This is a genomic window from Dyella sp. 2HG41-7, assembly GCF_021390675.1.
In the GTDB taxonomy this organism is placed as follows: domain Bacteria; phylum Pseudomonadota; class Gammaproteobacteria; order Xanthomonadales; family Rhodanobacteraceae; genus Dyella_B.
Genome location: NZ_JAJEJV010000004.1, coordinates 2,534,192 through 2,557,848, shown reverse-complemented (window position 1 = coordinate 2,557,848; position 23,657 = coordinate 2,534,192). Strand labels below are relative to the sequence as shown.

Annotated in this window: 16 protein-coding genes; 15 read left to right on the top strand and 1 reads right to left on the bottom strand. The window is 58.8% G+C overall.

Annotated elements, in window-relative coordinates:
• The first annotated feature begins 24 nt into the window (after positions 1–24).
• The 13 genes from L0U79_RS12770 to L0U79_RS12710 all read left to right on the top strand — a co-directional run bounded on the left by L0U79_RS12770 (position 25) and on the right by L0U79_RS12710 (position 20,443).
• A complete protein-coding gene (locus L0U79_RS12770; RefSeq protein ID WP_233842655.1) occupies positions 25–1,911 on the top strand; it encodes an AI-2E family transporter in 1,887 nt (628 codons plus the stop codon).
• A 307-nt stretch (positions 1,912–2,218) separates the two neighbouring features.
• Positions 2,219–3,265 (top strand): glucokinase, encoded by a 1,047-nt coding sequence (locus L0U79_RS12765; RefSeq protein ID WP_233842654.1) that lies wholly within the window; start codon positions 2,219–2,221, stop codon positions 3,263–3,265.
• Positions 3,266–3,411: 146 nt separating this feature from the next.
• A complete protein-coding gene (locus L0U79_RS12760) occupies positions 3,412–6,591 on the top strand; it encodes a TonB-dependent receptor (RefSeq protein WP_233842653.1) in 3,180 nt (1,059 codons plus the stop codon).
• 85 nt (positions 6,592–6,676) lie between these two features.
• The gene (locus L0U79_RS12755) at positions 6,677–8,065 is read left to right on the top strand and encodes an APC family permease (protein ID WP_233842652.1); all 1,389 of its coding nucleotides are present in this window, start codon (positions 6,677–6,679) and stop codon (positions 8,063–8,065) included.
• A 4-nt stretch (positions 8,066–8,069) separates the two neighbouring features.
• Positions 8,070–10,787, top strand: a complete 2,718-nt coding sequence (locus tag L0U79_RS12750) for a sugar-binding domain-containing protein (RefSeq protein ID WP_233842651.1) — start codon at positions 8,070–8,072, stop codon at positions 10,785–10,787.
• A 16-nt stretch (positions 10,788–10,803) separates the two neighbouring features.
• Complete coding sequence (locus L0U79_RS12745) at positions 10,804–11,817, top strand: LacI family DNA-binding transcriptional regulator (protein ID WP_233842650.1); 1,014 nt, start codon at positions 10,804–10,806, stop codon at positions 11,815–11,817.
• A gap of 42 nt (positions 11,818–11,859) precedes the next feature.
• A complete protein-coding gene (locus L0U79_RS12740; RefSeq protein ID WP_233842649.1) occupies positions 11,860–12,705 on the top strand; it encodes a sulfotransferase in 846 nt (281 codons plus the stop codon).
• Positions 12,706–12,963: 258 nt separating this feature from the next.
• Positions 12,964–13,443, top strand: coding sequence for a (2Fe-2S)-binding protein (locus L0U79_RS12735; protein WP_233842648.1), 480 nt, complete (start codon positions 12,964–12,966; stop codon positions 13,441–13,443).
• 44 nt (positions 13,444–13,487) lie between these two features.
• Positions 13,488–15,773 carry a xanthine dehydrogenase family protein molybdopterin-binding subunit gene (locus L0U79_RS12730; RefSeq protein ID WP_233842647.1) on the top strand — a complete coding sequence of 762 codons (2,286 nt, stop codon included), beginning with the start codon at positions 13,488–13,490 and terminating at the stop codon, positions 15,771–15,773.
• Positions 15,770–17,071, top strand: a complete 1,302-nt coding sequence (locus tag L0U79_RS12725; protein ID WP_233842646.1) for a c-type cytochrome — start codon at positions 15,770–15,772, stop codon at positions 17,069–17,071. Before L0U79_RS12730 ends, L0U79_RS12725 begins: the two co-directional genes overlap by 4 nt.
• A 21-nt stretch (positions 17,072–17,092) precedes the next feature.
• Positions 17,093–18,823 (top strand): alpha/beta hydrolase, encoded by a 1,731-nt coding sequence (locus L0U79_RS12720; protein WP_233842645.1) that lies wholly within the window; start codon positions 17,093–17,095, stop codon positions 18,821–18,823.
• 70 nt (positions 18,824–18,893) lie between these two features.
• Positions 18,894–19,676 carry a thioesterase domain-containing protein gene (locus tag L0U79_RS12715; RefSeq protein ID WP_233842644.1) on the top strand — a complete coding sequence of 261 codons (783 nt, stop codon included), beginning with the start codon at positions 18,894–18,896 and terminating at the stop codon, positions 19,674–19,676.
• Positions 19,677–19,684: 8 nt separating this feature from the next.
• Positions 19,685–20,443: a 4'-phosphopantetheinyl transferase superfamily protein gene (locus tag L0U79_RS12710; RefSeq protein WP_233842643.1), complete on the top strand. Its 759-nt coding sequence runs from the start codon at positions 19,685–19,687 to the stop codon at positions 20,441–20,443.
• A 9-nt stretch (positions 20,444–20,452) separates the two neighbouring features.
• On the opposite strand, the gene L0U79_RS12705 is transcribed toward L0U79_RS12710, so the two are convergent.
• The gene (locus L0U79_RS12705; RefSeq protein ID WP_233842642.1) at positions 20,453–21,184 is read right to left on the bottom strand and encodes a YdcF family protein; all 732 of its coding nucleotides are present in this window, start codon (positions 21,182–21,184) and stop codon (positions 20,453–20,455) included.
• A 243-nt stretch (positions 21,185–21,427) separates the two neighbouring features.
• On the opposite strand from L0U79_RS12705, the gene L0U79_RS12700 reads away from it, so the two are divergent.
• Entirely contained in the window at positions 21,428–22,051 is a 624-nt protein-coding gene (locus tag L0U79_RS12700) for an XrtA/PEP-CTERM system exopolysaccharide export protein (protein ID WP_233842641.1), read from the top strand.
• Between the two features lie 61 nt (positions 22,052–22,112).
• The gene (locus L0U79_RS12695) at positions 22,113–23,657 is read left to right on the top strand and encodes an XrtA system polysaccharide chain length determinant (RefSeq protein WP_233842640.1); all 1,545 of its coding nucleotides are present in this window, start codon (positions 22,113–22,115) and stop codon (positions 23,655–23,657) included.

The window sequence follows — 23,657 nt, the reverse complement described above, 5'->3', positions numbered from 1 at the left end:
CCCACTCCGGTCGACCTATTCATCATGACGCTTTCGCCAGATCCGCAATCCGTCGCATCGCCCGTTCAACGGTCGCTGATCGTTATCGCTACAGGCGTGGTGTTTGCGTTGCTGTATTTCGGCAAGGACGTGCTGGTTCCGATTATCTTGGCCTTGATCTTGGCCTTGCTGATGGCGCCGTTCGTTCGTGTGCTGCAGAAGGTCAGGTTGGGCCATGCGTATGCCGTGTTGATCGCGGTTTTATTGCTCGCCACGGTGGCCGCCGGACTTATGACAGTCATCGGCTCCCAGGTCGTGCATTTGGCGGAAAGCCTTCCCCAATATGAAATGACCGTCCAAGCCAAGCTGCAGGTCTTGCACGATCTAACGGTGGCTCGACTGGAAGCGATGAGCGGCGAGGCTGGCAAGGTGTTCAACGCCTTTGGCGGCCAGAGCGGTGCAGGACAGATTCAACAAGCGCCTGTTGTGCCTGCCAATGCCAATGCGATAGACGTTTCGGCGTTCGCCACCCCATGGGGCGCGATACGAAGGGTGTTGTCGTCGCTGTGGAGTCCGCTGGAGACGGCAGGCATCGTGTTGGTCGTGCTGGTGTTTGTGTTGCTCGAATACGAGTCCTTGCGCGATCGTTTTATTCGCGCGATCGGCGGCGCCGATTTGCGCGCCACGACCGCGGCCATCAATGACGCCGGCGAGCGTCTTTCTCGGTTCTTCGTATCCCAGTTTTCCGTCAATTTCGGTGTGGGCATTGCGATATGGCTGGGTTTGGCGGCGATTGGTTTGCCCAACGCGCTGCTTTGGGGCGCGCTGACCGCGGTGTTGCGTTTCGTGCCTTACGTCGGCGTGTGGATCGCCGCGCTGCTTGCGGCGTTGCTCGCTGCGGCCGTCACGCCGGGATGGTCGCTGATGCTGATGACATTGGGTTTGTTTGTCGTTGTCGAAGCGCTGGTGAGTCAGTTGCTCGAACCTCAGTTGTACGGACATGCTACGGGCCTGTCGCCGCTCGCCGTGGTGGTGTCGGCCATCTTTTGGAGTTGGCTTTGGGGCCCGATGGGGTTGGTGTTGTCGACGCCGTTGACGCTTTGCCTCGTGGTCGTCGGAAGGCATGTCAGAGCATTTACGCTGCTGGGCATTCTGCTTGGCGATACACCGGCGCTGACGCTGCCGGAGCGCTTCTATCAACGCGCGCTTTCCGGCGATGCCGATGAAATCATCGCGGCGGCGCGCACGTTTTTAAGGCAATGGTCGTTCGCACGCTACTGCGATGTCGTGCTGCTGCCGGCTCTGCAGCTCGCGCAGATGGATCTGGCGCAAAAAGCGATTGGTCCCGAGCAACTGCTCAAAGCCAGAACGGCAATCGTGAGGGTGCTCGAGGTCGTTGGAAGGGAGACGCCATCGGAGCCGCGTTGGCGCCGACGTGCGTCCGTTTTAGAGGACGATAATCTCGTTCATTACTTGCGTCAGCAACGCGAGCATGTCGCGGGACGTTGGCAAGGTCCGTTGGCCGTGGCGCCGGGAACCATCGTGCTATGCATGGGCAGCGGCAATCGCTATGACGATATGGCGACAGAAATACTGGTGCGCATACTCCGCGAACTTCGCGTCGATGCACGACACGTCTCCGTCAAAGACATCGAAGATTTCGAAGCGGAGCATCATCCGGAAGCGACGCGCAACGCCGTTTCCATGATTCATGTCGTCAATGCATCAGGCGCTGGCGCGTGGGAATCCAGCGACGCTGTCGCAGGGCAGATGCGCGAGCGGGAGCGATTTGCGAATGTGGTGATCGTTGCCGTGTTTCTTCCCAATCTTTTGGAAGCCCAGGAGCCGCCGGAGCTGGGCGAGCATATCGATCGCATCGCACGATCCTTCGAGCAGGCGGCGCAAATCACCCTCGAGAAGTCGGCGAAATAACCGACGGCGAGGCGCAAACATTTCACCAGGCGCGATGCTCTGCGTCGTCCGAAGATGAGACGCCATGGAAGGGCGTGATTTTTCAGCGCCCTAATTCCCGTCGCCGCCATGATTAATTCGAGGCAAATCGCACTTTTTGTGCATGGCCGCATATTTGTCGAATTCTTGAGCAGTTCTTATAAAAATATCATCGTAATATCAATATTATAAATAATATATTGTAAGTCAAATATATATTCTGCGTCGCAAGTTGACACCGGTGACAATGACTCGCAAGCTGATCGCCGTTCCGGTGCGGGGAGGCACAGTGAACGCAGTCATCGACCCTCTGGATCGACCAGCGAGTGTTCCGACGATGCCGTTTCTGGCGGCGGATGTCGGCGGTACCTATGCGCGCGTCGCCTTGATGCGGAACTCGCGGGGCGAGGGCCGCGAGGTCGAAGTTTTGGCCTATCGCAAGTTTGCGTGCGCCGAATTCGGTGGACTGGCCGAACTGTTGCAGACCTTCGTCGACGTCGATGCTCGGACGACGGTTCGTCACTGCGTGATCGCCTGCGCTGGTCAGGTCATGGGCGACGAGGTGGTGAACGACAACTCCGCGTGGCCCATCCACTTGTCGCAAGTTCGCCACGCGATGGCGCTGGACGATATCGCCGTTCTCAACGATTTCGAGGCGCTGGGATACAGCTTCGACCATCACGATCACGGCGACGCGCGTCTTCTTTGCGGACCGGACGTGCAAGTCGATGGCGCGACCTTGGTGATTGGACCAGGAACCGGACTCGGCGCGGCCGTTTATTTGCCGGGTTCTGCGGGTGGCTATGTGCTGGCGACCGAAGCCGGTCAAATGGATTTCGCGCCGAATTCGATTCGCGAACGCGAGGTGCTCGCGCATCTGGCGCCGAAAGGTGGCTACGTGGCGTACGAGCGCATCGTGTCTGGCCCTGGATTGCTGACGTTGTATTCGACGCTGTGCGCATTGCAACGCGCCACGCCAACGCTTTTAACACCCGAGGCCGTCACGGCTGCCGCTGCGTCACGTAGCGACGCGCAAGCCGTGGAAGCGGTGGAAATCTTTTGCGCAACGCTGGGAAGTTTTGCCGGCAGCCTCGCCATGACCTTTATGACATCGGGCGGCGTGTATCTGGCCGGTGGCTTTCTGCATTCGTTGTTCGCTTTGCTTGAATGCAGCGCATTCGAAGAACGATTTCTGCACGGGCGCAGCGCGCGCGCATTTCTCACGCAGGTTCCAGTGTGGGTGACGGAGCACGGCCGCAAAGGCGTATTGGGCGCAGCCAAGTGGTATCTGAGGCGCGGTCTGCATGGGGATGCGGAAGCGGCGAGTAGGCAATAAGCAGTTGCAAAGGAACACGTAGAGGGAGCGGTCGAGACGTGCAGCGTCGCGGCCGGATGAACCGGGATCGGCATGACAACGGTACGCCGCGCAATAGGCGTCACTAGGGCGTACGCGTTGTAGACATCAACCAAGAGGTAAGGCTCATGTACACGCTACATCGCAAGCACCCCTTGTCATTTGCCATATCGATGTCGTTGTTCGCCGTCGTGGCGACATCGGCGATGGCGTCGCAGCCTCAAGGCGCCCAAGACGCGTCAGCCTCCACCACGCAAAACACATCGACGCCGCCGTCGCCCGATGCCAAGAAGGCGGAAGACGAGGCCAAGAAAAAAGCGGCGACGCTGGCGACTGTCAACGTCGTCGGCGTGCGCGCGTCGCAGATGCGCGCGATCGAATTGAAGAAGGATGCCCCGAATATTCAGGACAGCATCACCGCCGAAAGCATCGGCACGCTGCCCGATGTCACGATCACCGACGCGCTGCAGCGCGTAACCGGCGTGCAGATCAATCGCGATGCGGGCGTGGGTACGACGGTGGATGTGCGCGGCTTGCCTGAAGTCGGCACCATGCTCAATGGCGAGGCGTTTATCACCGCGGATCAAATCGATTCGCAACAGCCTGATTTCACCATGTTGCCGGCGACGCTGTTTCATAGCGTGGACGTCATCAAGTCGCCCACCGCCAGCACTACCGACGCCGGCATCAGCGGCTCGCTCGATTTGCATACGTATCGTCCCTGGGATTTGCCGAGCGGATTCACGTACAGCTATTCCGCCGACGGTGAGCGCGGGCGCACCAGCAATGAATGGGGGCCAGAGGCGAACGGTCTTATTTCGTACAACGCGAATGGTCGCTGGGGATTGCTGGTTTCCGCCGATTACTCCGATACCACGCGAACGAATTCGACCGAAGGGCTCGATCAATACGGCGTGGTTTTGAACGGCGAGAATGCGGCCAGCGCGGGCGGTTACAACGGCTTCCTGACACCATGGAACAGCGCGCCGATTCCGTCGCAGATTGTGCAGAACCCTGACGGCAGCGTCGATGTCAACGGTGACGGAAAATCCAACGGCGTGTTTATGGGAAGCCAGGACATCAGCCTGTACGACGTCACCACCGAACGTAAGCGCAAATCCGGTAATGCTTCGTTCCAGATGGATCTTGGCAGCGGGCTCAGCCTCACCAGCGATTACTTCTACTCGCACCAAGCGCAACTCGATCGCAACTTCGGCATCCAGTTCAACTCCACCAACTGGCAGGGCGCAACCTACGTGCCGCTGCAATCGCGCAACACGGGCAGTCCCATTGCCGGTTCGTACGGCACGCCGGAGCCGGGTTGGGACGGCATGCAGTTGTATACGACGCAGGTTTACGAAAAGTGGCCGGGCGACGTGGAATCGTTTTCGCAAATCATGCGAAAAGAATCGTATGCACAGAACTTCAATATGCAGGTGGACTTCGACAACGGCGGGCCATTCACTGGCAGCGTGCGCGGCATTCGCGATACGGCGCGTCAATCGCTGGTCGAAACCGATATCAATATTTCCGACTCGGACGGCGGTTTGTGGCCGAATGTGCTGAACCCTGGGGTGCCGGCCAACGCAGTACCTTACGGCACCTTTATCTATCCCAGCCAACTCGGCGGAAATCGCGTGTTCAATGCGAACGGCGTTCCGCAGAATACCGTTCCGATCATCGCGAATTTCACCGGTCGCGATCTCACGGTAAGCATGCCAGGAACGCTCGCCAGCCAATTCGCCAATCCTTTGGGTTGGACGATGAAGACGCTGGAATCCTCCGGCGATTACGATCGCTCGGTCGGTCTCAACGCGCTTCGCTTCGATGGGCATTACGATTTCGGCGACGGTATCAAGCTCGACTTCGGCGTGCGCAATGCGATTCGCAGCGCGAACAACGTCGGATTCACGTTGGAGACGCCAGTTTACGCCGGGATCGGTGCCAGCGATCCGAACGGTTGCCTGGTGCGATACGTGGGCGCCGACGTGGTGCTCAACAGCGGGTCTTGCACCGCCGGCAATGCATTGGGCTACTACCGCGCGGGCGTGGTATCCGCGTTGCAACTGCCGAACACGCCGGCGCCGCTCGCCAATAACTGGAAGGAATACGCCAACCTGCTTGGATCTGGCATCACCTTCTGGGCGATCGATCCGCACGCCATGGACGACCCAGAGTCGTATTGGAAATCCCTCTATCCCAACACCACGCGCGTGGGCGAGCCAGGCACGACCTGGGGCGTGGGTCTGAAAGAAACGACCGGCTATCTGCAAGCGGATTTCGAAGGGATGATCGGTAGCATGCCGTACAGCGGCAACGTCGGCGCGCGCGTCATAAACACCAATCTAAACGTGACGCAGCATTTGACCGGCGCGCCAGGCGCTTATGGCGACGAACCAGCCGATGCCGGCACGCAGGTGACGCGTCGCGAATATCGCGATGTATTGCCGGCCCTCAATTTCGCGTTGGATCTCACCGATGCATTGAAACTGCGTCTGGCGTATTCGAAGAACATGATGCCGCTCGATCTCAGCACATGGGGCGGCGGCTTGCAGTTGAACTACTCGCTGGTGGAAACGCCGACAGGCCCGCTGTTCCGCGTGTCGGAGGGTACGTCGACGGGTAATCCGAACCTCAATCCGTGGCGTTCCACGAATTACGGCGCGTCGCTGGAGTACTACATCAATCCCACCAGCATGATCAGCATCGCGGGATTCCGCATCAACGTCGAAAGCTTTATCAAAATGGGTAGTGTCATCAATTGCACGCTGCCGGATGAGGATGGCGTGGTTCGCGATCACTGCATCACCATCACCGAGCCGGTGCAGGGCACGGGCAACAGCATTCAGGGCGCGGAGTTCGATTATCGTCAGGGATTCACGTTCTTGCCCGGATTCCTGTCCAAGACGGGTATCGAGCTCAACGCGACATATGCGCCAAGCAATACGGGTGAAAGGGATCTGTCGGGAAGCAAGATTCCCTTCCAGGACAATTCGACGCAATCCGGAAACCTTATCTTGTGGTACCAAAGCGATCGCTTCCAGGCGCGCGTGGCGTACAACTATCGTTCCCGTCGAGCTGTGTCAGAAGATGTCGGCGGCATCACCGGCATGGAGATGTACGAGGCGCCGCAGAAGTATCTCGATGCGTCCGTGTCGTACAAGATCAATAAATACGCCGAGGTCTTCCTGGATGGCACCAATCTCACCAATGAATATCAGCGGTATTACCTTGTGTGGCCCGATCAGCCCGCGCACTCGAATTTTTCGGAGCGCATGTTTATGTTAGGCGTGCGTGGGCAGTGGTGAGATGTAATTTCAAAGCGAGACGTCATTCCGGCGAAGACCGGAATGACGTCGGGTAAGTCCAACTCTGATCAACAATAAGGCTGACATGCTGGACTCCCAATCCACACGTTCCACCCGCGAAGGCGATTTCCGCCGTTCCATCGGCCTGTTCTCGGGAACGGCGATCAATATGACCCAGATGTGCGGCATCGGGCCGTTCATCACGATTCCGATCATGGTTGCCACCATGGGTGGACCGCAGGCGGTGTTGGGTTGGATTGCCGGCGCCATCCTTGCAGTAGCGGACGGTATGGTCTGGGCGGAGTTGGGCGCCGCGATGCCCGGTTCGGGTGGAACGTATGTTTACTTGCGCGAGGCGTTCCAATATCGCACCGGCAAGTTGATGCCATTTCTATTTATCTGGACGGTGTTATTGACAATACCGTTGCTGATGTCGACCGGCATTATCGGCATGGTCGAATATTTGGAGTTCTTCTTTCCGCATTTGGGCTGGTGGCAGGTGCACCTGATCAGCCTTGTGTCCACCGGCATCGTTACCTTGCTGTTGTACCGACGCATCGAATCGATTCGCACGATGACGATCGCGCTGTGGGTCATTATGTTGCTCTCGGTGATAGGCGTGTCAGCGGCGGGCTTTTCGGATTTTCATTCAAGCTTCGCATTTGCGTATCCGGCCAATGTATTCGGCGGTCACTTCTTCGTGGGGCTTGGCGCGGGGCTGATCATCGGCATCTACGACTACCTCGGTTATTTCACCACGGCGTACATGGGCGACGAATTGCGCAATCCGGGGCGAACCATGCCCGGGTCGATCATCATTTCGGTGATCGCAATGATGATTGTGTATCTCACGCTCAATATCAGCGTGCTTGGCGTCGTGCCGTGGCAACAAATCGCGCAATCGCAATCGGTGGCGTCGCTGGTGGTGGAGCATAGCTGGGGACATATGGCCGCTTCGGTCATGACAATCCTTATCATCGTGACGGCGTTTGCGTCGGTGTTCGCCGGGCTCTTGGGCGGTTCACGGGTACCGTTTCAGGCGGCGCACGAAAAAGTCTTCTTGTCCGTGTTCGGCAAGTTGCATGCGAAACACGGGTTTCCGCATGTGGCCTTGCTGACGATGGGCGTGGTGACGGCGATAGGCACGTTTTTCGATTTGACCGAAGTCATCAATATGCTTCTCGCCGCCACGATTATCGTGCAGTCCATCGCGCAGATCGCTGCATTGGTGGTGCTGCGTAAACGCCAGCCGACGCTCTATCGTCCGTACAAGCAGTGGTTGTATCCGGTGCCGTGCGCGATTGCGCTGTTGGGTTGGATTTATGTCTACGTGTCGGCGTCGGCGATGTCGCTGATTCTGTCTGGCGCGTGGATAGCCGTGGGCCTGGCGGTGTTTGCGATCTGGGCCAAGATCAATCGGTCTTGGCCGTTTGCGCCGGTGGAAATTCGCGAAGCCTATCTTGAGAATGACTGACGCCATGCGAATCGTTTTCAAACCGCTGTTGATGGCGATGGTTGCGCTGGTAAGTGCGCCACTTGCTCTTGCTGATGCTGGTTCCGAGTCCACGCAAGTCCACGAGCGCGCGGGTTCCATTACCGCCATCGCCCATTGGCAAATTCAATCCAGTGACAAAGCGCAGCAAAGCGGCGCGGAGATTTCCAAAGCTGGTTTTTCCACCGATGGATGGTATTCGGTAAGTGGCCGCGCCACGGTGATGGCTGGTCTGCTGGAAAACGGTACGTACAAGGATGAGTTCTACAGCGACAACCTGCAGGCGGTGCAGGTGCCCGACGCCAGCGGCAACTTGTTTGTGAATCCGTGGTGGTATCGCACGGAATTCACACTTGCCGAAACACCCCGCGGTGCGCACACGTTGCTGCGCACCAACGGCATGATCGCGAGCGCCGATGTGTGGGTAAACGGACACCTTGTGGCCGATCACGCAAATGTCGCCGGTGCCTATCCCGTGCATGACTTCGATGTAACGCCATGGGTGCGTGCCGGCTCCAATGTTCTTGCGCTAAGCGTGCATCCGGGCGATCCGAGGAGAAGCCTTTCGATCGGTTGGGTTGACTGGAATCCAACGCCGCCTGACAACAATATGGGTCCATGGCGCGGCGTCGATATCGTGCAAACCGGGCCGGTGGCGCTGCGCTTTCCGCACGTGACATCGACGCTGTCGTTGCCGGATCTCTCAAATGTTGCACTAGCCGTGAAGGTGGAAGCGCAAAACCTCGATGCGGTGGCGCGCGAGACGACCATTACCGGCGTGGTCGCAGGCGTTTCGCTGCACAAGACGATTCACCTCGCTCCCAACGAGACGCAGACCGTTGCGTTTACACCGCGCACTGACGCAGCTCTTAATCTGAGTCATCCGAAAATCTGGTGGCCGATTGGCATGGGCGATCACCCCATGTATTCCTTGCAGATGACCGCCACCGTAGACGGCGCAACGTCCGACAAGGTCGAAGCCAGATTTGGCATACGCAGCGTTACATCGCAACTGACCAAGCAGGGCTATCGCCAGTTTTTCGTCAACGGCAAGCCGATCCTGATTCGCGGCGGTGGTTGGGCGCCGGATATGTTTTTGCGCGACGATCCCAAGCGCATGGAGGCCGAATTTCGCTACGTTCAAAATCTCGGCCTCAACACGATCCGCAGTGAAGGCAAGTTGGAAAACGAGCGCTTCTACGACCTCGCCGACCGCTATGGCATCATGATCTTGGCCGGCTGGGAATGCTGCGATAAATGGGAATCTGCCGCCAAAACGGGAGGCTCGCCATGGAGCGCCGAAGACGAACAAGTTGCGAAAGATTCCATGTCGAGCGAGGCCCGTCTGTTGCGCAATCATCCGTCGGTCATCGGTTTCTTGATCGGCAGCGACAATGCGCCGCCTGCGAATATCGCGAAAATGTACGTCGATACCTTGCATGCGGAAGACTGGCCGACACCAATCGTCGCCGCGGCATCGGATCAAGGTACGGCAGAAACCGGCCCATCCGGCATGAAGATGGCCGGACCTTACGCTTGGATTCCGCCGGCATACTGGTACGCCGACAAACTGGGCGGCGCGTTCGGCTTCGATTCCGAAGTCAGCGCTGGCGCCGATATTCCACGTTTGGAAGATTTGACGCGCATGCTTTCGCCGCAGGAGCTGGAAGCGCTGTGGAGATATCCGCAAGTGCGGCAGTATCACGCTTCTGCCGCCTGGTCGCCGTTTTCGCGTATCGATGACTTCGATACGGCACTGGCCGCGCGCTATGGCGCGCCCAAAAATCTCGCGGATTACGTTGCCAAAGCCCAACTCGAAAACTACGATAACGTGCGTGCACAGTTTGAGGCGTTCAACGCACACATGGATGCGGAGAATCCATCGACGGGCGTGATCTATTGGATGCTCAACAACGCGTGGCCATCGTTGCATTGGCATTTGTACGATTACTTTATGAATCCGGCCGGCGCGTATTTTGGCGCCAAAAAAGCCAACGAGCCGGTGCATATCCAATATTCGTATGACACGCGCGCGATCTTGCTCGTCAATCAGACACTCACCGACGAGCACGGTTTGCAGGTAACCATCCGCATGCGTAACTTGGATGGCAGCGTACGTTACGAGAAAAAACTGCATGGCATCGATCTCGAAGGCAATCACACGCGGCAGCTGGAAACGCTGCCGGCGCTGGGCGATTTGTCGCGGACTTACTTCGTCGAGCTTGAACTTGTTTCCGCCGACGAAAAGCCGGTGAGCCGCAACGTGTACTGGCTTTCCACCCAGCCCGACACGCTCGACTGGGCTCATTCGAACTGGTATCTCACGCCCGTGACGCACTATGCGGATCTGACCGCATTACAGTCGTTGCCGGGCGAGAAAACCGAGGTGAGCGCGACGATTGAGCACGAGGATCGCGGCAATGTGGTGACCGTCACGCTAACGTTGCCCGCATGGTCCAAGTCTATGGCGCTTTTCCAGCACGTCTCCATCAGGCGCGCCGACGGCAATCTCGCGCTGCCTGTCCTATGGAGCGACAATGACGTCACACTCTGGCCAGGCGAATCGCTTACTCTGACGGCGCATATTGCGGAGGAGGGGAACGCGCCGCCGGTCATCGAGGTGAGCGGTTGGAACGTTCCCACCCAAAGCGTGCCGGTGTCCGTCGCGCGCCGGAAGGACGCTTCGCAGGAAAAGACTCCATAAATCAGGCTGGATTTGCATGACGCGTGTGACCATCAGCGATGTCGCCCGTACCGTGGGGACGTCGAAAAAAACCATTTCGCGGGTGCTCAACAACGATCCGAACGTGAGCGCGTCCATGCGCGAACGCGTGCTATCCGCGGTCGCTTCGCTCAACTATAAGCCGCTGATGTCGGCGCGCAGTCTGGCGGCGAACCGATCTTTTATGATCGGCCTGCTGTACGACAACCGTTCGCCGAGCTACATCATGGAAGTGCAGGCGGGCGTGCTGGAGGCGTGCGAGGCGCAGCATTACAGCATGATGGTGCAGCCGCTGGTTTCGACGGCGCCGGATTTCGTGGAGCGGGTCGAAGACATTCTGTCGCGACATCAGCCCGACGGACTGATTCTTACGCCGCCGATCACGGATCATCCGCAATTGCTGGAATGCCTGCACAAGAACGGCGTGCCGTTCGCGTCGATTGCGCCGCGCGAACCTGAAGACTCCATCGGAGTGATGTTGCGCGAGCGCGAAGCGGCGGCGGCGATGGTGGCGCATTTGGTATCGCTGGGTCATCGCCGTATCGCACATATCCTCGGCGATCCGGAACATGGCGCCGGCATCTGGCGCTTGGCGGGTTATCGGGATGGCCTCGAACGCGCCGGGCTGAAAGAAGAACCCGCGTACATGGTGCAAGGTCGATTTTCGTTCGAGTCGGGTGTGGAGGCGATGCGTCAATTGCTGGCCTTGCCGCATCGGCCTACCGCCATCTTTGCGGCCGACGACGATATGGCCGTCGGCGCGATCTGGGCCGCCGCGGAAGCGGGCGTGTCGATCCCGCGGGACATGTCCATTTGCGGATTCGACGATACGACGATCGCGACGCAAGTGTGGCCGCCGCTCACCACTATCCACCAGCCTGTGCGCGAAATGGGGCGACGCGCCACGCAGGAGCTGTTTCTGCGCGTGCTCAACAAAGGGGAGGCCAGAATGGTGGAGGTCGACTACAAAATGTGCATCCGCGCATCCACGGCGCCGACACCGCAGCCCTGATCGCGTACCATCGACCGCATCGATCCAGAGGAGAGTGTCCGCATGCCAGCTGCATCCGAGATCGCGAAGCCCGCTCGAAAATTCCATTTCATTTCGGGTATGCCGCGCGCGGGCAGCACGCTGCTGGCCGCCATCCTCAATCAAAATCCGCGTTTTCGCGCCGGTATGACCAGCCCGCTTGCCGACATCATGGGCGTGGTGATCGCCGAGGCGAGCAGCAAAAACGATTTTTCGTTCGACGTCTCCGACGAGCAACGCGTCGCGATGCTGCGCGGTCTCGTTGAGAACTTCTATGAAGGTTACGGCGACGCGAGCCTCGTCTTCGACACCAGTCGGTTGTGGTGCAGCCGGATGCAGTTGCTCGATATGCTATTTCCGCAAGCGAAAGTCATCGCTTGCGTGCGCCAATTGTCCTGGGTGCTGGACAGCATGGAACGGCTGGTGCGAAAGCAACCGGTCGGCGTAAGCAAGGTATTTCGATTCGACACCAACACCACGGTGTATTCGCGCATCGAGGCGTTGACCGATCCGCGCGGCATGGTGGGTTTTGCTTTCCAGGCGACCAAGGATGCGTTCTACGGCCAATATGCGCCGGGTCACTTGATGCTGCTGACCTACGAAAGCCTGGTGCGCAATCCGGCAGCGGCCATGCGTGCGGTTTATCAATTTATCGGCGAACCCTGGTTCGAACACGATTTCGACCACATCGCTTATCAAGCGGACGAGTTCGACGCCCGCGTCGGCATGCCCGGTTTGCACACGGTGCGCCCTAAGGTCGAGCCGGTCGAACGTGCATCCGTCTTGCCGCGCGAAATATTCGGGCGTTTCGTCAACGAATCGTTCTGGATGGATCCGAAGAACAATATCAGTCAGGTGCCGATTGTCTAGGGAGCGTGCGGCTATATTCGCCAGATTCACGCGCCCCGAGGCGACGCGTTGGGCGATTATCGAATATCGAAACAATTAGCCAATCCGCCGATCTGCGAAATAATCCAGCTTATTGTTTGCGCGTGTCGTTTATCGCTGCGCGGATTAATTATGTTTGTCTGACGGCGTCATTTGGTATACAACCATCTGTATGGATTTGACCGGGACCGGACTGCGCCAGGTCCCACGTGTTTCCCTCGCTGAAGCGCCGAGGCATTCATGTTGTCCTTGACCGTAAACGATAAGCCTTATTCGGTCGACGTTCCCGACGACACGCCATTGTTGTGGGTGTTGCGCGATGTCATCGGTTTGACCGGCACAAAATTCGGTTGTGGCATGGCCCAATGCGGCGCGTGCACCGTACATCTGGACGGTGCATCCGTGCGTTCGTGCGTGTTGCCGGTGGCCGGGGCGGTGGGCAAGAAAATCACTACGATCGAAGGCATCGGCGCCACGGATATCGGCAAGCGCGTGCAGCAGGCGTGGCTGGGTATCGAGGTGGCGCAGTGCGGCTATTGCCAGGCCGGACAAATCATGTCCGCGACGGCGTTGCTTGCCCAGAAACCCACACCGAGCGATGCGGATATCGACACCGCCATGGCCGGCAATTTGTGCCGCTGTGGCACGTATGTGCGCATCCGTGCGGCGATCAAGCAGGCTGCAACGGGGCAGGCTACGTTGCCGCAAACCATCGTCTAATCGCGCGACTGTCGCGTTAATCGATTATCGATCGAGAGACTGTCATGACTTCACCTATTCATCACGCTCATGATGAGGTCGATCTGCAAAGCCCTTCGCGCCGTGAAATGCTCAAGCGTGGCGGTTTGGTGGTGGCCTTTATGTGGCTTGGCGGCGCCAGTCGCGTTTGGGGAATGAGCAACGGCGCGCGCATGGATGAAAATCATCCTCTCTTTGCGCCCAACGCGTTCGTGCGCGTGGGCGATGACGGCAGCGTTCACGTGGTGATGCCGAATGTGGAGATGGGGCAGGGTGTTTACACCGCGCAGGCGACGCTGTTGGCCGAAGAGTTGGATGTCGGGCTGGATCAAATCACCGTCGAACACGCGCCACCGGATCGCAAGCTTTATACGAATCCTTTGTTGGGCGAGCAGGCCACGGGCGGATCGACAACCGTCCGCTATTGCTGGACGTCGATGCGCGATGCCGGCGCTGCGGCGCGCTATATGTTGGTCAACGCAGCCGCGCAACGTTGGAAAGTCGATCCGGCGCAATGCACTGTGGCGCGAGGTGTGGTGACACATGCGCCGACCGGCCGCACGCTGCACTATGGTGAGCTTGTCGACGCCGCGGCAAAGGTGACGCCGCCGTCGAAAGCGCCGTTGAAAGACCCCAAGGATTTTCAGCTGATCGGCAAATCGCTGCGCCGCGTGGACACGCCCGGCAAAGTGGACGGTTCGCTGCAATTTGGTATGGATGTGCGCGTGCCCGGCATGAAGATCGCCACCGTGCGTGCATGTCCCGCCTTTGGCGGTCGTGTCGTCTCGGTCGACGATGCACGCGCGCTTCGCATCCCTGGCGTCGTCAAAGTATTGAAGATCGACAATGCAGTTGCCGTGGTCGGCGAGCATTTTTGGGCAGCGAAATTGGGGCTCGATGCGCTGGATATCCAATGGGATCGTGGCGTCAACGCAAACTTCACCACGGAGCAGATGTTCGCCGATCTGGCGAATGCTTCCGAGCACGGCACGCCCATCGTGGCGAAAGAAATCGGTCACCCGGATGACGTGAAAGGAAAAACGATCTCGGCGACCTATCAGCTTCCGCTGCTCGCGCATGCGCCGATGGAACCCATCAACACGCTCGTGCACGTTCAACCCGACAGCTGTGAAATCTGGGTGGGCTCGCAAGTCGTGGCGCGCTGCGCGGATATCGCGGCGAAGGTAACGGGACTGCCGCCGGAAAAAATCACTGTCAACAATCAATACATCGGCGGCGCTTTCGGGCGGCGCCTATTTGAAGAATCGGTGGGGCAGGCGGTCGCGTTCGCCAAGCAGGTCGATTATCCGATCAAGGTGATCTGGACGCGCGAAGAAGATATTGCGCAGGATTGCTATCGTCCGGCGTATTACGACCGCATTTCGGCGACGGTCGACGACAAGGGCAAGCCGCAAGCTTGGATCGATCGCACGACGGGCGCATCGGTGTTGGCTTCGTTCGCGCCTGTCGCCATGGGCAAGAATGGACTCGATCCCGACTTGGTCGAATGCGCGGCGGAGTTGCCGTACAACATTCCCAATTTACGCTCCGAATGGGTGCGACACGATTTTCCGGAAGGCATGAAGGTTGGCTGGTGGCGGGGCGTCGGTCCCACGCATAACGTGTTTGTGGTCGAGAGCTTTGTGGACGAACTCGCGCACGCGGCTGGACAAGATCCGGTGAGTTATCGCCGCGATATGTTGGGTAACGATCCACGCGTGCGCGGCGTGCTCGATCTGGCGACGCAAAAAGCGGGCTGGGGACAGGGAGCGCTGCCTGCGCGGCAAGGACGCGGCATCGCGCTCGCGGCGCCTTTCGGCAGTTATCTGTGCGTGATCGTCGATGTCGAAGTGTCGCCGCAAGGTGAGATCAGCCTCAAGCGCGCCGTCGCGGCGGTCGATTGCGGCACGGTGATTAATCCGAATACGGTCGAGGCGCAAATTCAGGGCGGCTTGGTGTTTGGCTGGAGCGCGGCGCTTTATAGCGGCATTACGCTGAAGCAGGGCGCCGTCGTGCAGCGCAATTTCAACGACTACCGCGTTATGCGCATCAACCAGACGCCGCCGATCGAAGTGCATATTGTGCCGAGCAAAGAACAGCCCGGCGGTATTGGCGAAACTGGCACGGTGATGGCGATGCCCGCGCTGACGAATGCGATATTTGCAGCCACGGGCGTGCGTATCAGGCAATTGCCGATCGATACGTCGATGCTGGTGCAAGACAAGGATGCCCTCAAAGCCGTGCTGTCGGCCGTTTCGCCAGAGAGCAATGCTCCCGCCGATATCGCTCCGCAAGCAGGGAGGGTGTCATGAAAATAGGACGCCTGCTAATCAGGCTTATTGGCGTTGTCGTGGTCGTGGCGATTCTTTTCAGCGCGTACGCGCTGTTGACCGTTACCCACACGGGCGACGAGCAGGCAGCGCAACCGAAAGTGGCGGGGACTCCGATCGATTTAGCGGACAAGGGCGTCGTGGCTCGCGGCGAATATCTCGCGCGCGCAGCGGATTGCGTGGCGTGCCACACGACGCCGGGAGGCGCTCCATTTGCCGGTGGCTTAGCCTTTACCTTGCCATTCGGCACCATTTATTCGCCCAATATCACGGCGGACAAGGACACCGGCATCGGTAGTTGGAGTGACGACGACTTCGTTCGCGCCATGCACGCAGGCGTCGACAAGGACGGTCATCCTTTATATCCGGCGTTTCCCTATACGTCGTACTCGGCATTGAGTCGCGACGATATTCTGGCGATCAAGGCATATCTTTTCAGTCTTCCGGCGGTGCAAGCGCCCGCACGCAAGAACGAGCTGTCGTTCCCGTTCAATCAACGCTGGACGCTCAGCATGTGGAACGCGTTGTTCCTCAAGAAGCAGCGCTTCCAGCCTGAAGAAGGCAAGTCCGAGGCTTGGAATCGCGGTGCGTATCTCGCGACCGCGCTAGGTCATTGCGGCGAATGTCATACGCCTCGCAATGTCGCTTTCGCCATGAGTTCGAGCGAGGTGTTTGCCGGCGAAGAATTGCAGGGCTGGAGGGCGTACAACATCACGTCCGATAAAGAACACGGCATCGGCGATTGGAGCGATCAGCAGCTTGCCGATTATTTATCGAAAGGGCATGCCGCGGGTCGCGGCACCGCTTCCGGACCGATGGGCGAGGTCGTGCAGAACAGTCTTCAATATCTGACGCCATCCGATGTTACGGCGTTGGTGACGTATTTGAGAGATGTCAAACCACAATCCAACGGCATTTCCGTGTCGTCCGGCGCGCCATCGGAAGCAAATCAGCCGAACGCAAGCGCGCAGGCAAGTCTTGGCGAGCAACTGTTTGCAGGTTCATGTTCAGGTTGCCATCTCGACAGCGGTCAAGGGCGGGAGTCGGATTACGCGACGTTGGCGGGTACGCGTGGCGTGCGCGATCCGCACGCCGTCAATGCCACGCAGATCATTCTTCATGGCTCGCAATTGCAGGTTGGCAGTCAACGCGTGTTTATGCCGTCGTTCGGCAGTGCTTATTCGGATGCCGAGATTGCGGCGCTTTCAAACTACGTCGTTAGTCATTTTGGTGGCCAGAATGGTACGTTGAGCGCTTCGGATGTGGCCTCGCGAAGATAACGCGGTTTTTAGCAAAGGACGATGACGATTCGTATGAATCGATGCCGCTTGGTTTACCGGCAATCCGTCCTGCGCAGGCTGGCGTGCGTTGTCTGGATGATTTTGGCGGCGTGCCTGTTGGGGTGCGCATCGAGCGGCGGAGAACGGGCATCCAGCGTTTCCGCACAGGCGCTTATCGATAAAGCGCAGCAATGGCAAACGGATGCGATTCGAGGGCAATCGACTCGGATTCAAGCGGAGGCGTGGCTGCATTGCGCAACGCTCGCGCATCAGGCCATGGCCGCGAGCGAGGCTGCGACGAACACGGCGGCAGGTTTGCTTGCGACGCAATGCAGTCGCGCGTTTTTCGATCTCGTGGCGCAGGGCGGTCCGATCAGGGTATCGATGGGGCAGGTGTCGGTCGACAATATCGCCGTGCGCGTCGAATTACGGGGCATGCCCGAAAGCCTTGGCAAAAGCTTCTATATCGAACCGGCCGACCAAGTGCAGATGGACGCCTTGGATGGCGCTCGTCATCAGCATCCGGGTTTTGGCGTGCCGATCGTGGCGTTCGCGTTGCCGTGCACCGATCGCCCTATCTGCCGACTTTATCCGCCGGAAGGCGTGTTTCGACCGGAGACGATGTGGCTGGAAGCGCCGTCGGGTGGCGATGCTCATGACAACGTGCCGATTCTGGTGCTGCAAAATCCCGTGCTGCAGCCCGATCACGTGACTGGAAACAATAGCTATGCGCTAGCCGAGGACATGTCGGCGCCATTCGCCCAATTGCTGGAGCGAACAGCCCTGAAGCGACTGGCGTGGTGGGGCATGATCGGCGGTGCGGAGGTTGGGAAGCGATCGGGATTGTTTCTGCTAGACGATTATGATCCGAACAAAACGCCCATCATCATGATCCACGGCGTCGCTGGGAGTCCGCTGATCTGGGCGCGATTGAGCAACGCGATCATGGGCGATCCCGAACTTCATCGGCGCTATCAGATATGGCATATCGTGTATCAAAGCAATGCGCCGTTGCTGGTGGAGCGCTATCGCGTTCAGCATTACATCGATAACGCGTGGAGCGTGGTCGATCCGGACGGCCACGCGCCAGCGCGACAGGGTGTCGTATTGATCGGGCACAGCATGGGCGGCGTGATCGCACGATTGTTGTGCGCGCAGAGTACGCCGGAGGTGTGGAATGCGGCGTTTTCCGCGCCGTTCGAAAGCCTGCACGCGAATGCCAGAGATCTGGCGACGCTCAAGAATGTCTTTCAGTTCAAGCCGTATCCAGGCGTCGACGAAATTATCTTTATGGCCGCGCCGCAACGCGGGAGTCCTTCGGCAGAGGGTTTGCTGGGACGTTTGGTTGGGTTGTTAGCCTGGCGACATATCGAAGAAATGACGGGGCTGATGCGCATCGTCGCCGATAATCCGAAAGCTATTCAGCCGGCGCTAGAAGCGATTTTCCGGACCGGTCATATCACCAGCATTACCAGTTTGCGGCCCGAGGAGCCCGTCACGTTGGCGGATGAAAAGTTGATGCCGGCACCCGGCATCCGCTACGACACCATTGCCGGTGTGCTTCCAGGCGTAAAGCCGCCCGGCGATGGCTATGTGCCATTGAGCAGCGCACTGTTTCCAGGCTCCACGACCACGTTGATCGTTCGCTCCGATCACAAAGTGCCGGATCGGCCGGAGGCGATTGAGCATGTGCTGAAAATCTTGCGAGAGCATGGCAGCGCTCACGACGTCGTCAGCAACGCAATGCCTTAACGCGCAATGCCGACTGGGGATTAAGATGCGCGCGTAGCCTCGGTGAGGCGGGAACAGGGCGACTTTGACCGTGACGGTGAATAGGCGGGCAAGTGCGGCAGATACAGGCCGATGGTTTCGGCGTTTCGGCGCGAACTCCGGCGCACGCCGCCGCCTGATTTGTTTTCACCACGCTGGTGGCAGTCCGTCGTTATTCGCGGATTGGCATCGGCATATCACGTTGACGACGGAAGTGTGGGCGGTTGTCTTGCCGGGTCGGGAAACGCGCTTTGCGGAAGCGCCGCTCGATCGCATGGACGAGTTGGCCGCGATGCTGGTGGAGGTTATGCCGCTGGATCTGCCATTTGCTTTTTTCGGTCACAGTCTTGGCGCGGTGATCGGTTTTGAAGTGGCCTCGCAGTTGCGCAGTCGCGGTCTTCCTGAGCCGGCACGTCTCTTCGTTTCGGCGTGCCTTGCGCCGCAGTTGTGTTTAAAGGAACGGTCGCGTGCGACATTGAGCGATGCCGAGTTGTTGCGCGCGCTGGAAGGTTTCGGCGGCACGCCGAAAGAATTGCTCGAATATCCCGAATATTTGGACATGGTGCTTGCGGTGCTGCGTGCAGACTTCAATGTCATCGACACTTACGCAGCGCCTGAAAACAGCGAGCTTCGATTTCCGATCACGGCGTATGCCGGCTTAAGCGATCCGCATATCCCGCCGGAATTGATGAAGGAATGGGAGCGATGGTCGACGCCGGGTTTCACATGTCACAGCTTTGTCGGCGATCACTTTTATCTCAACACGCAGCGCTCGGCGTTGATCGGCCATGTGCTGGCGCGCTGGAACGATTGCGTTATGCCTGGAATGGGTTAGGCGCGCCCATGAACGATCCGGCCAATACGTACGGCGAAACGTGCCCGATTCATATCGTTAGAGCAGCGCCGTCTGCGCTATGGCAGGAGGCGCGGGATGCCTGCGACGACGCACTAGCGCGAGACTATGCTTTCGTGGCGATTTTGCATGGCATGGAAGCATTCGCCGACGATCAGATATTGACTGATAAAGATCGCGAACGCGCTGCGCGTTACCGCCAACCTGGGGATCGCCACAACTTTGTGTTAGGGCGCAATCTTGTTCATCACTTCGTTCGCCCGTGCGGTATATCGACGCCGTGCGAGATCTCCGTTGGTGCGCGTGGCAAGCCTTTTCTGCCCGACGCGCACGCATACAACGTGTCGCACTCGGGGCGCTGGGTCGCATGCATCGTCCATCGCGATGATTCGGTCGGAATCGATGTCGAAACCTTTGTACGGATGAAGAACTATCGCGACCTTATCGAGGTTATTACGCATCCAACCGAACGTCGCTACATCGAGCAGGCGCCAACGGAGCATCGATTGGCGTTGTTTAAGCGCTGCTGGACACGCAAGGAGGCGGTCTTGAAAGCCACCGGTGAAGGTTTACGCGACAACCTGCAAACCATTGATGTAAATCTTGCGCAAAACGAGCCGGTGCTCGATCAGCCGATGCCGTTGCGTGTAATGCATCTGGCGACGGACCAAGACGACGCGACGATTGCGCTGGCGCTAAACCCCTCGGTGCGGGGAGTGGTTGCGATGTTTGTCGGTGAGCCGCGCTGACTGGATAGGTCAGGTCCACCCGCGTAGCCGATACCACCACATTCCCGCATATTCGCGCAGGCAGCGACCGCTCAATCGCAAAGCGGATCGTTTCGGCCACCAAGGATGGGCTTGCCAAGAAGGATAAACCGGGTCGAACGCGGGCGCGGGAATCACGTCGAGCCCCTGATTGGCGAACGCGGCTGCCGCGCGCGGCATATGAAAACCCGATGTCACCAACAAGATGCGAGGCCGCTTCGCCTGCTTGAGCAGGGCGGCGGAAAGTACCGCGTTTTCATGGGTATTGGTGCTGGCGCATTCGGTCTGCATGGCGTTGACCGGTACGCCTTGCGATTGCAGCCTTCGCGCCATGCGCAACGCCTGGTCGCTGCCGGAAAGCAGCACCATGTCCGCGCGCGCGTCGCGGAACAACTGCAAGCCGAAACCGATTCGCGTCGCCAGGCTAAATGTTTCGTCCGCATTCGAGTCCAAGTCGTATCGCGGCAAGTTGCCACCACCCAGAATCACGATTGCATCAGCCTTGGCGTACGTGGATGCGTCGCGTTGCGGATAGCTGCGTTCCAGCGAATCGCGCAAGCGTGTGGCCACGACAGGCGTGGCGCACAACCATAGCCAGCAAATGCCGAACGCAAATATCGCGAAGGCGGCGCGGTAGCGTCGGCGCCATAAAACGCAAAGACCGACGGCGGCAAGAATCGCCGCTTGATTGATCGGATAGACCAGGCTTTCAAACAGATCCATCGACGTCCTCGATCTTCAACTTCCAAATCGTCCATGCACCGCTTTCGTGTATTCGGCGTGGTCGCCAGGGAATGCCCAGGCGGCGGGGTGAAGCCGGCTAAGGAAAGCTCAAAAAGCGTGCCAAATCGACAGCTTTGAAAAAATAAAGTCACCTTTTTGTGAAGGCTGTGTATTGCTTTGGTCACTTGTCAATAGCATATTATGAGACAGGGATCACACTTTTGATCATCGGCCGAGAGAGCTATGAAGAGCCTCAGTCGTTGTTTTTCGCTGTTCCTACCTTTACTGCTCGCCGCCTGCGCGACGACGGGCGGGTCTGGCGACCCCCCTAAGCTCAACCCGGACGTGCAGGCTGTAACCACGTACCACATCGGTGTGGACGATCAGTTACAAATCACGGTTTGGCACAATCCGGACCTTAGCGTGAGCGTTCCGGTCCGCCCGGACGGCAAGATCACGGTGCCCCTGATTGGCGATGTCGTGGCCGGCGGCAAGACCTCGGACGAGGTTTCCGCCGAGATCAAGGACCGGCTGCAGTCGTATGTGCGCGACCCGCAAGTGGCGGTCATTCTTATTGCGTTGCGCAGCAACGAATACCTGTCGCGGGTGCGAGTCACCGGTGCGGTGCGCACGCCGATTTCGATTCCATATCGCCAAGGCATGACCGTGCTCGATGCGGTGTTGGCCGCCGGCGGCATTACCGAATTTGCCGCGCCCGACCGTACCGAGCTGTATCGCAAAGGCGAGGCCGGGAGCCCGGTTTCCTATTCCGTGCATCTGGAAAAAATCCTGCAGCAAGGCGATCTCGCTAACAACTATCCGGTGCAACCGGGCGATGTGATTACGGTGCCGCAACGCGCGTTCTGATCGCGCGCTCAGTGTTTTTGGAACGTTGGATATTAGGGACGAGTAAGGGGGTAGGGATGTCATGGTTGGAGAACTTGCACCTCTAGGCGGCATGCTGCCTGCGTTGGTGACCGAGGCGCGTCGGCGACGCATGGCCTTGGGCATCGCTTTTGCCGTGATTGCCGTCGCCGCTTTGGTGGTCGGCATGTTCTGGCCGAAGAAATACGAAGCGTCCATCACCATCCTGGCGCAGGAAAGCAGCATCATCACGCCGCTGATGGAAGGCGCGGCTTCCGCGACCGCCAACGCCAATCGCGCCGGCATCGCGAACAACGTGATTTTCAGCCGCAAGGTGCTCGATCAGATCCTGGTGACAGGCGGTTGGATGGCGGCGCATCCCACGCCGATTCAACAGGATCAGATCATCGAGGGCATTCGCTCTCGCACCAAGGTGCAGACCTCGCACGGCAATCTGATCACGATCAGTTATTCCGATTCCGACCCGCGGCGCGCGTTCGTGGTGACGCAGGAGTTTGGGCGTCTATTCATCAGCGAAAGCCTCGCTTCGAAACAGCGCGAAAGCCGCGACGCCTACGAGTTCATCAACAGCCAGGTGGAAACCTACCGCCACAAATTGACGGACGCCGAAGACAAACTCAAAACGTATCGGGAATCCAATGCGGACGCGCGGCCGGGCAGCGATGCCGACACCAATTCGCGCATCAGCCAGTTGCGCACGCAAATCGAAAATACGCAATTGGAGTTGACCGAAAAGCGCTCGCAGGCCGCCGCGTTGCAGGCGCAGCTGTCGGGTGAATCGGAGGTCAATGCGGTGCACACCACGCAGGGTATCTACGACACTCAGCTAGCCGATCTGCAGAGTCAGCTCGACAAGTTGCTGCTCACCTACACCGATCAATATCCGGATGTGATTCGCATCCGTCACCAGATACAGGATTTGCGCCAGCAAATGGCCTTGTCCGATCAGCGCAAACAGGCGGCGCAAGCGGCCGGTACGCCGATCCCGTTGGATAGCACGGTGCAAATGAATCCGCTGTATCAGCAGCTGAAGATTCAGCTGGCCGCCACCGAAGGCGATGCCGCAGCAGCTCAGGCGCGCATCGGCGCCAGCGAGTCGATGCTGGCTACTGAGCTCGATCGCAGCAAACGCATTTCCAATTCGGAAAACGTCACCGCCGAGCTGACGCGCGACTACGACGTCAATCGCGATGTCTACCAAGATCTGTTGAAGCGTCGCGAAAACGCGCGCGTGTCGATGAATCTCGACGCCGAGCAACGCGGCCTGGCGTTCTTCGTACAAAATCCTGCAGTGATGCCGCTGGTGCCGTCTGGCTTGCGTTTTATCCATTTCGGCGCGGCGGGTTTGGTGTTGTCGCTCGCCATCCCGTTCGGATTGTTGTTCGCGTTGGTTCGCTTCGATCCGCGGGTGCGTTCACTCGCCCAGTTGGAGCGCGCGATCGGTTCGGGCGTGCTGGCGACGGTTCCGTTCTATCCAACCCCGCGCGATCGTCGACGCGACCGTCTGCATAACGCGACGTTGATCTTGATCGTCGTCGGCGTCGCCGCGTTTTACCTGATTCTGTTCTGGATCCGGCACAAGGGTTGA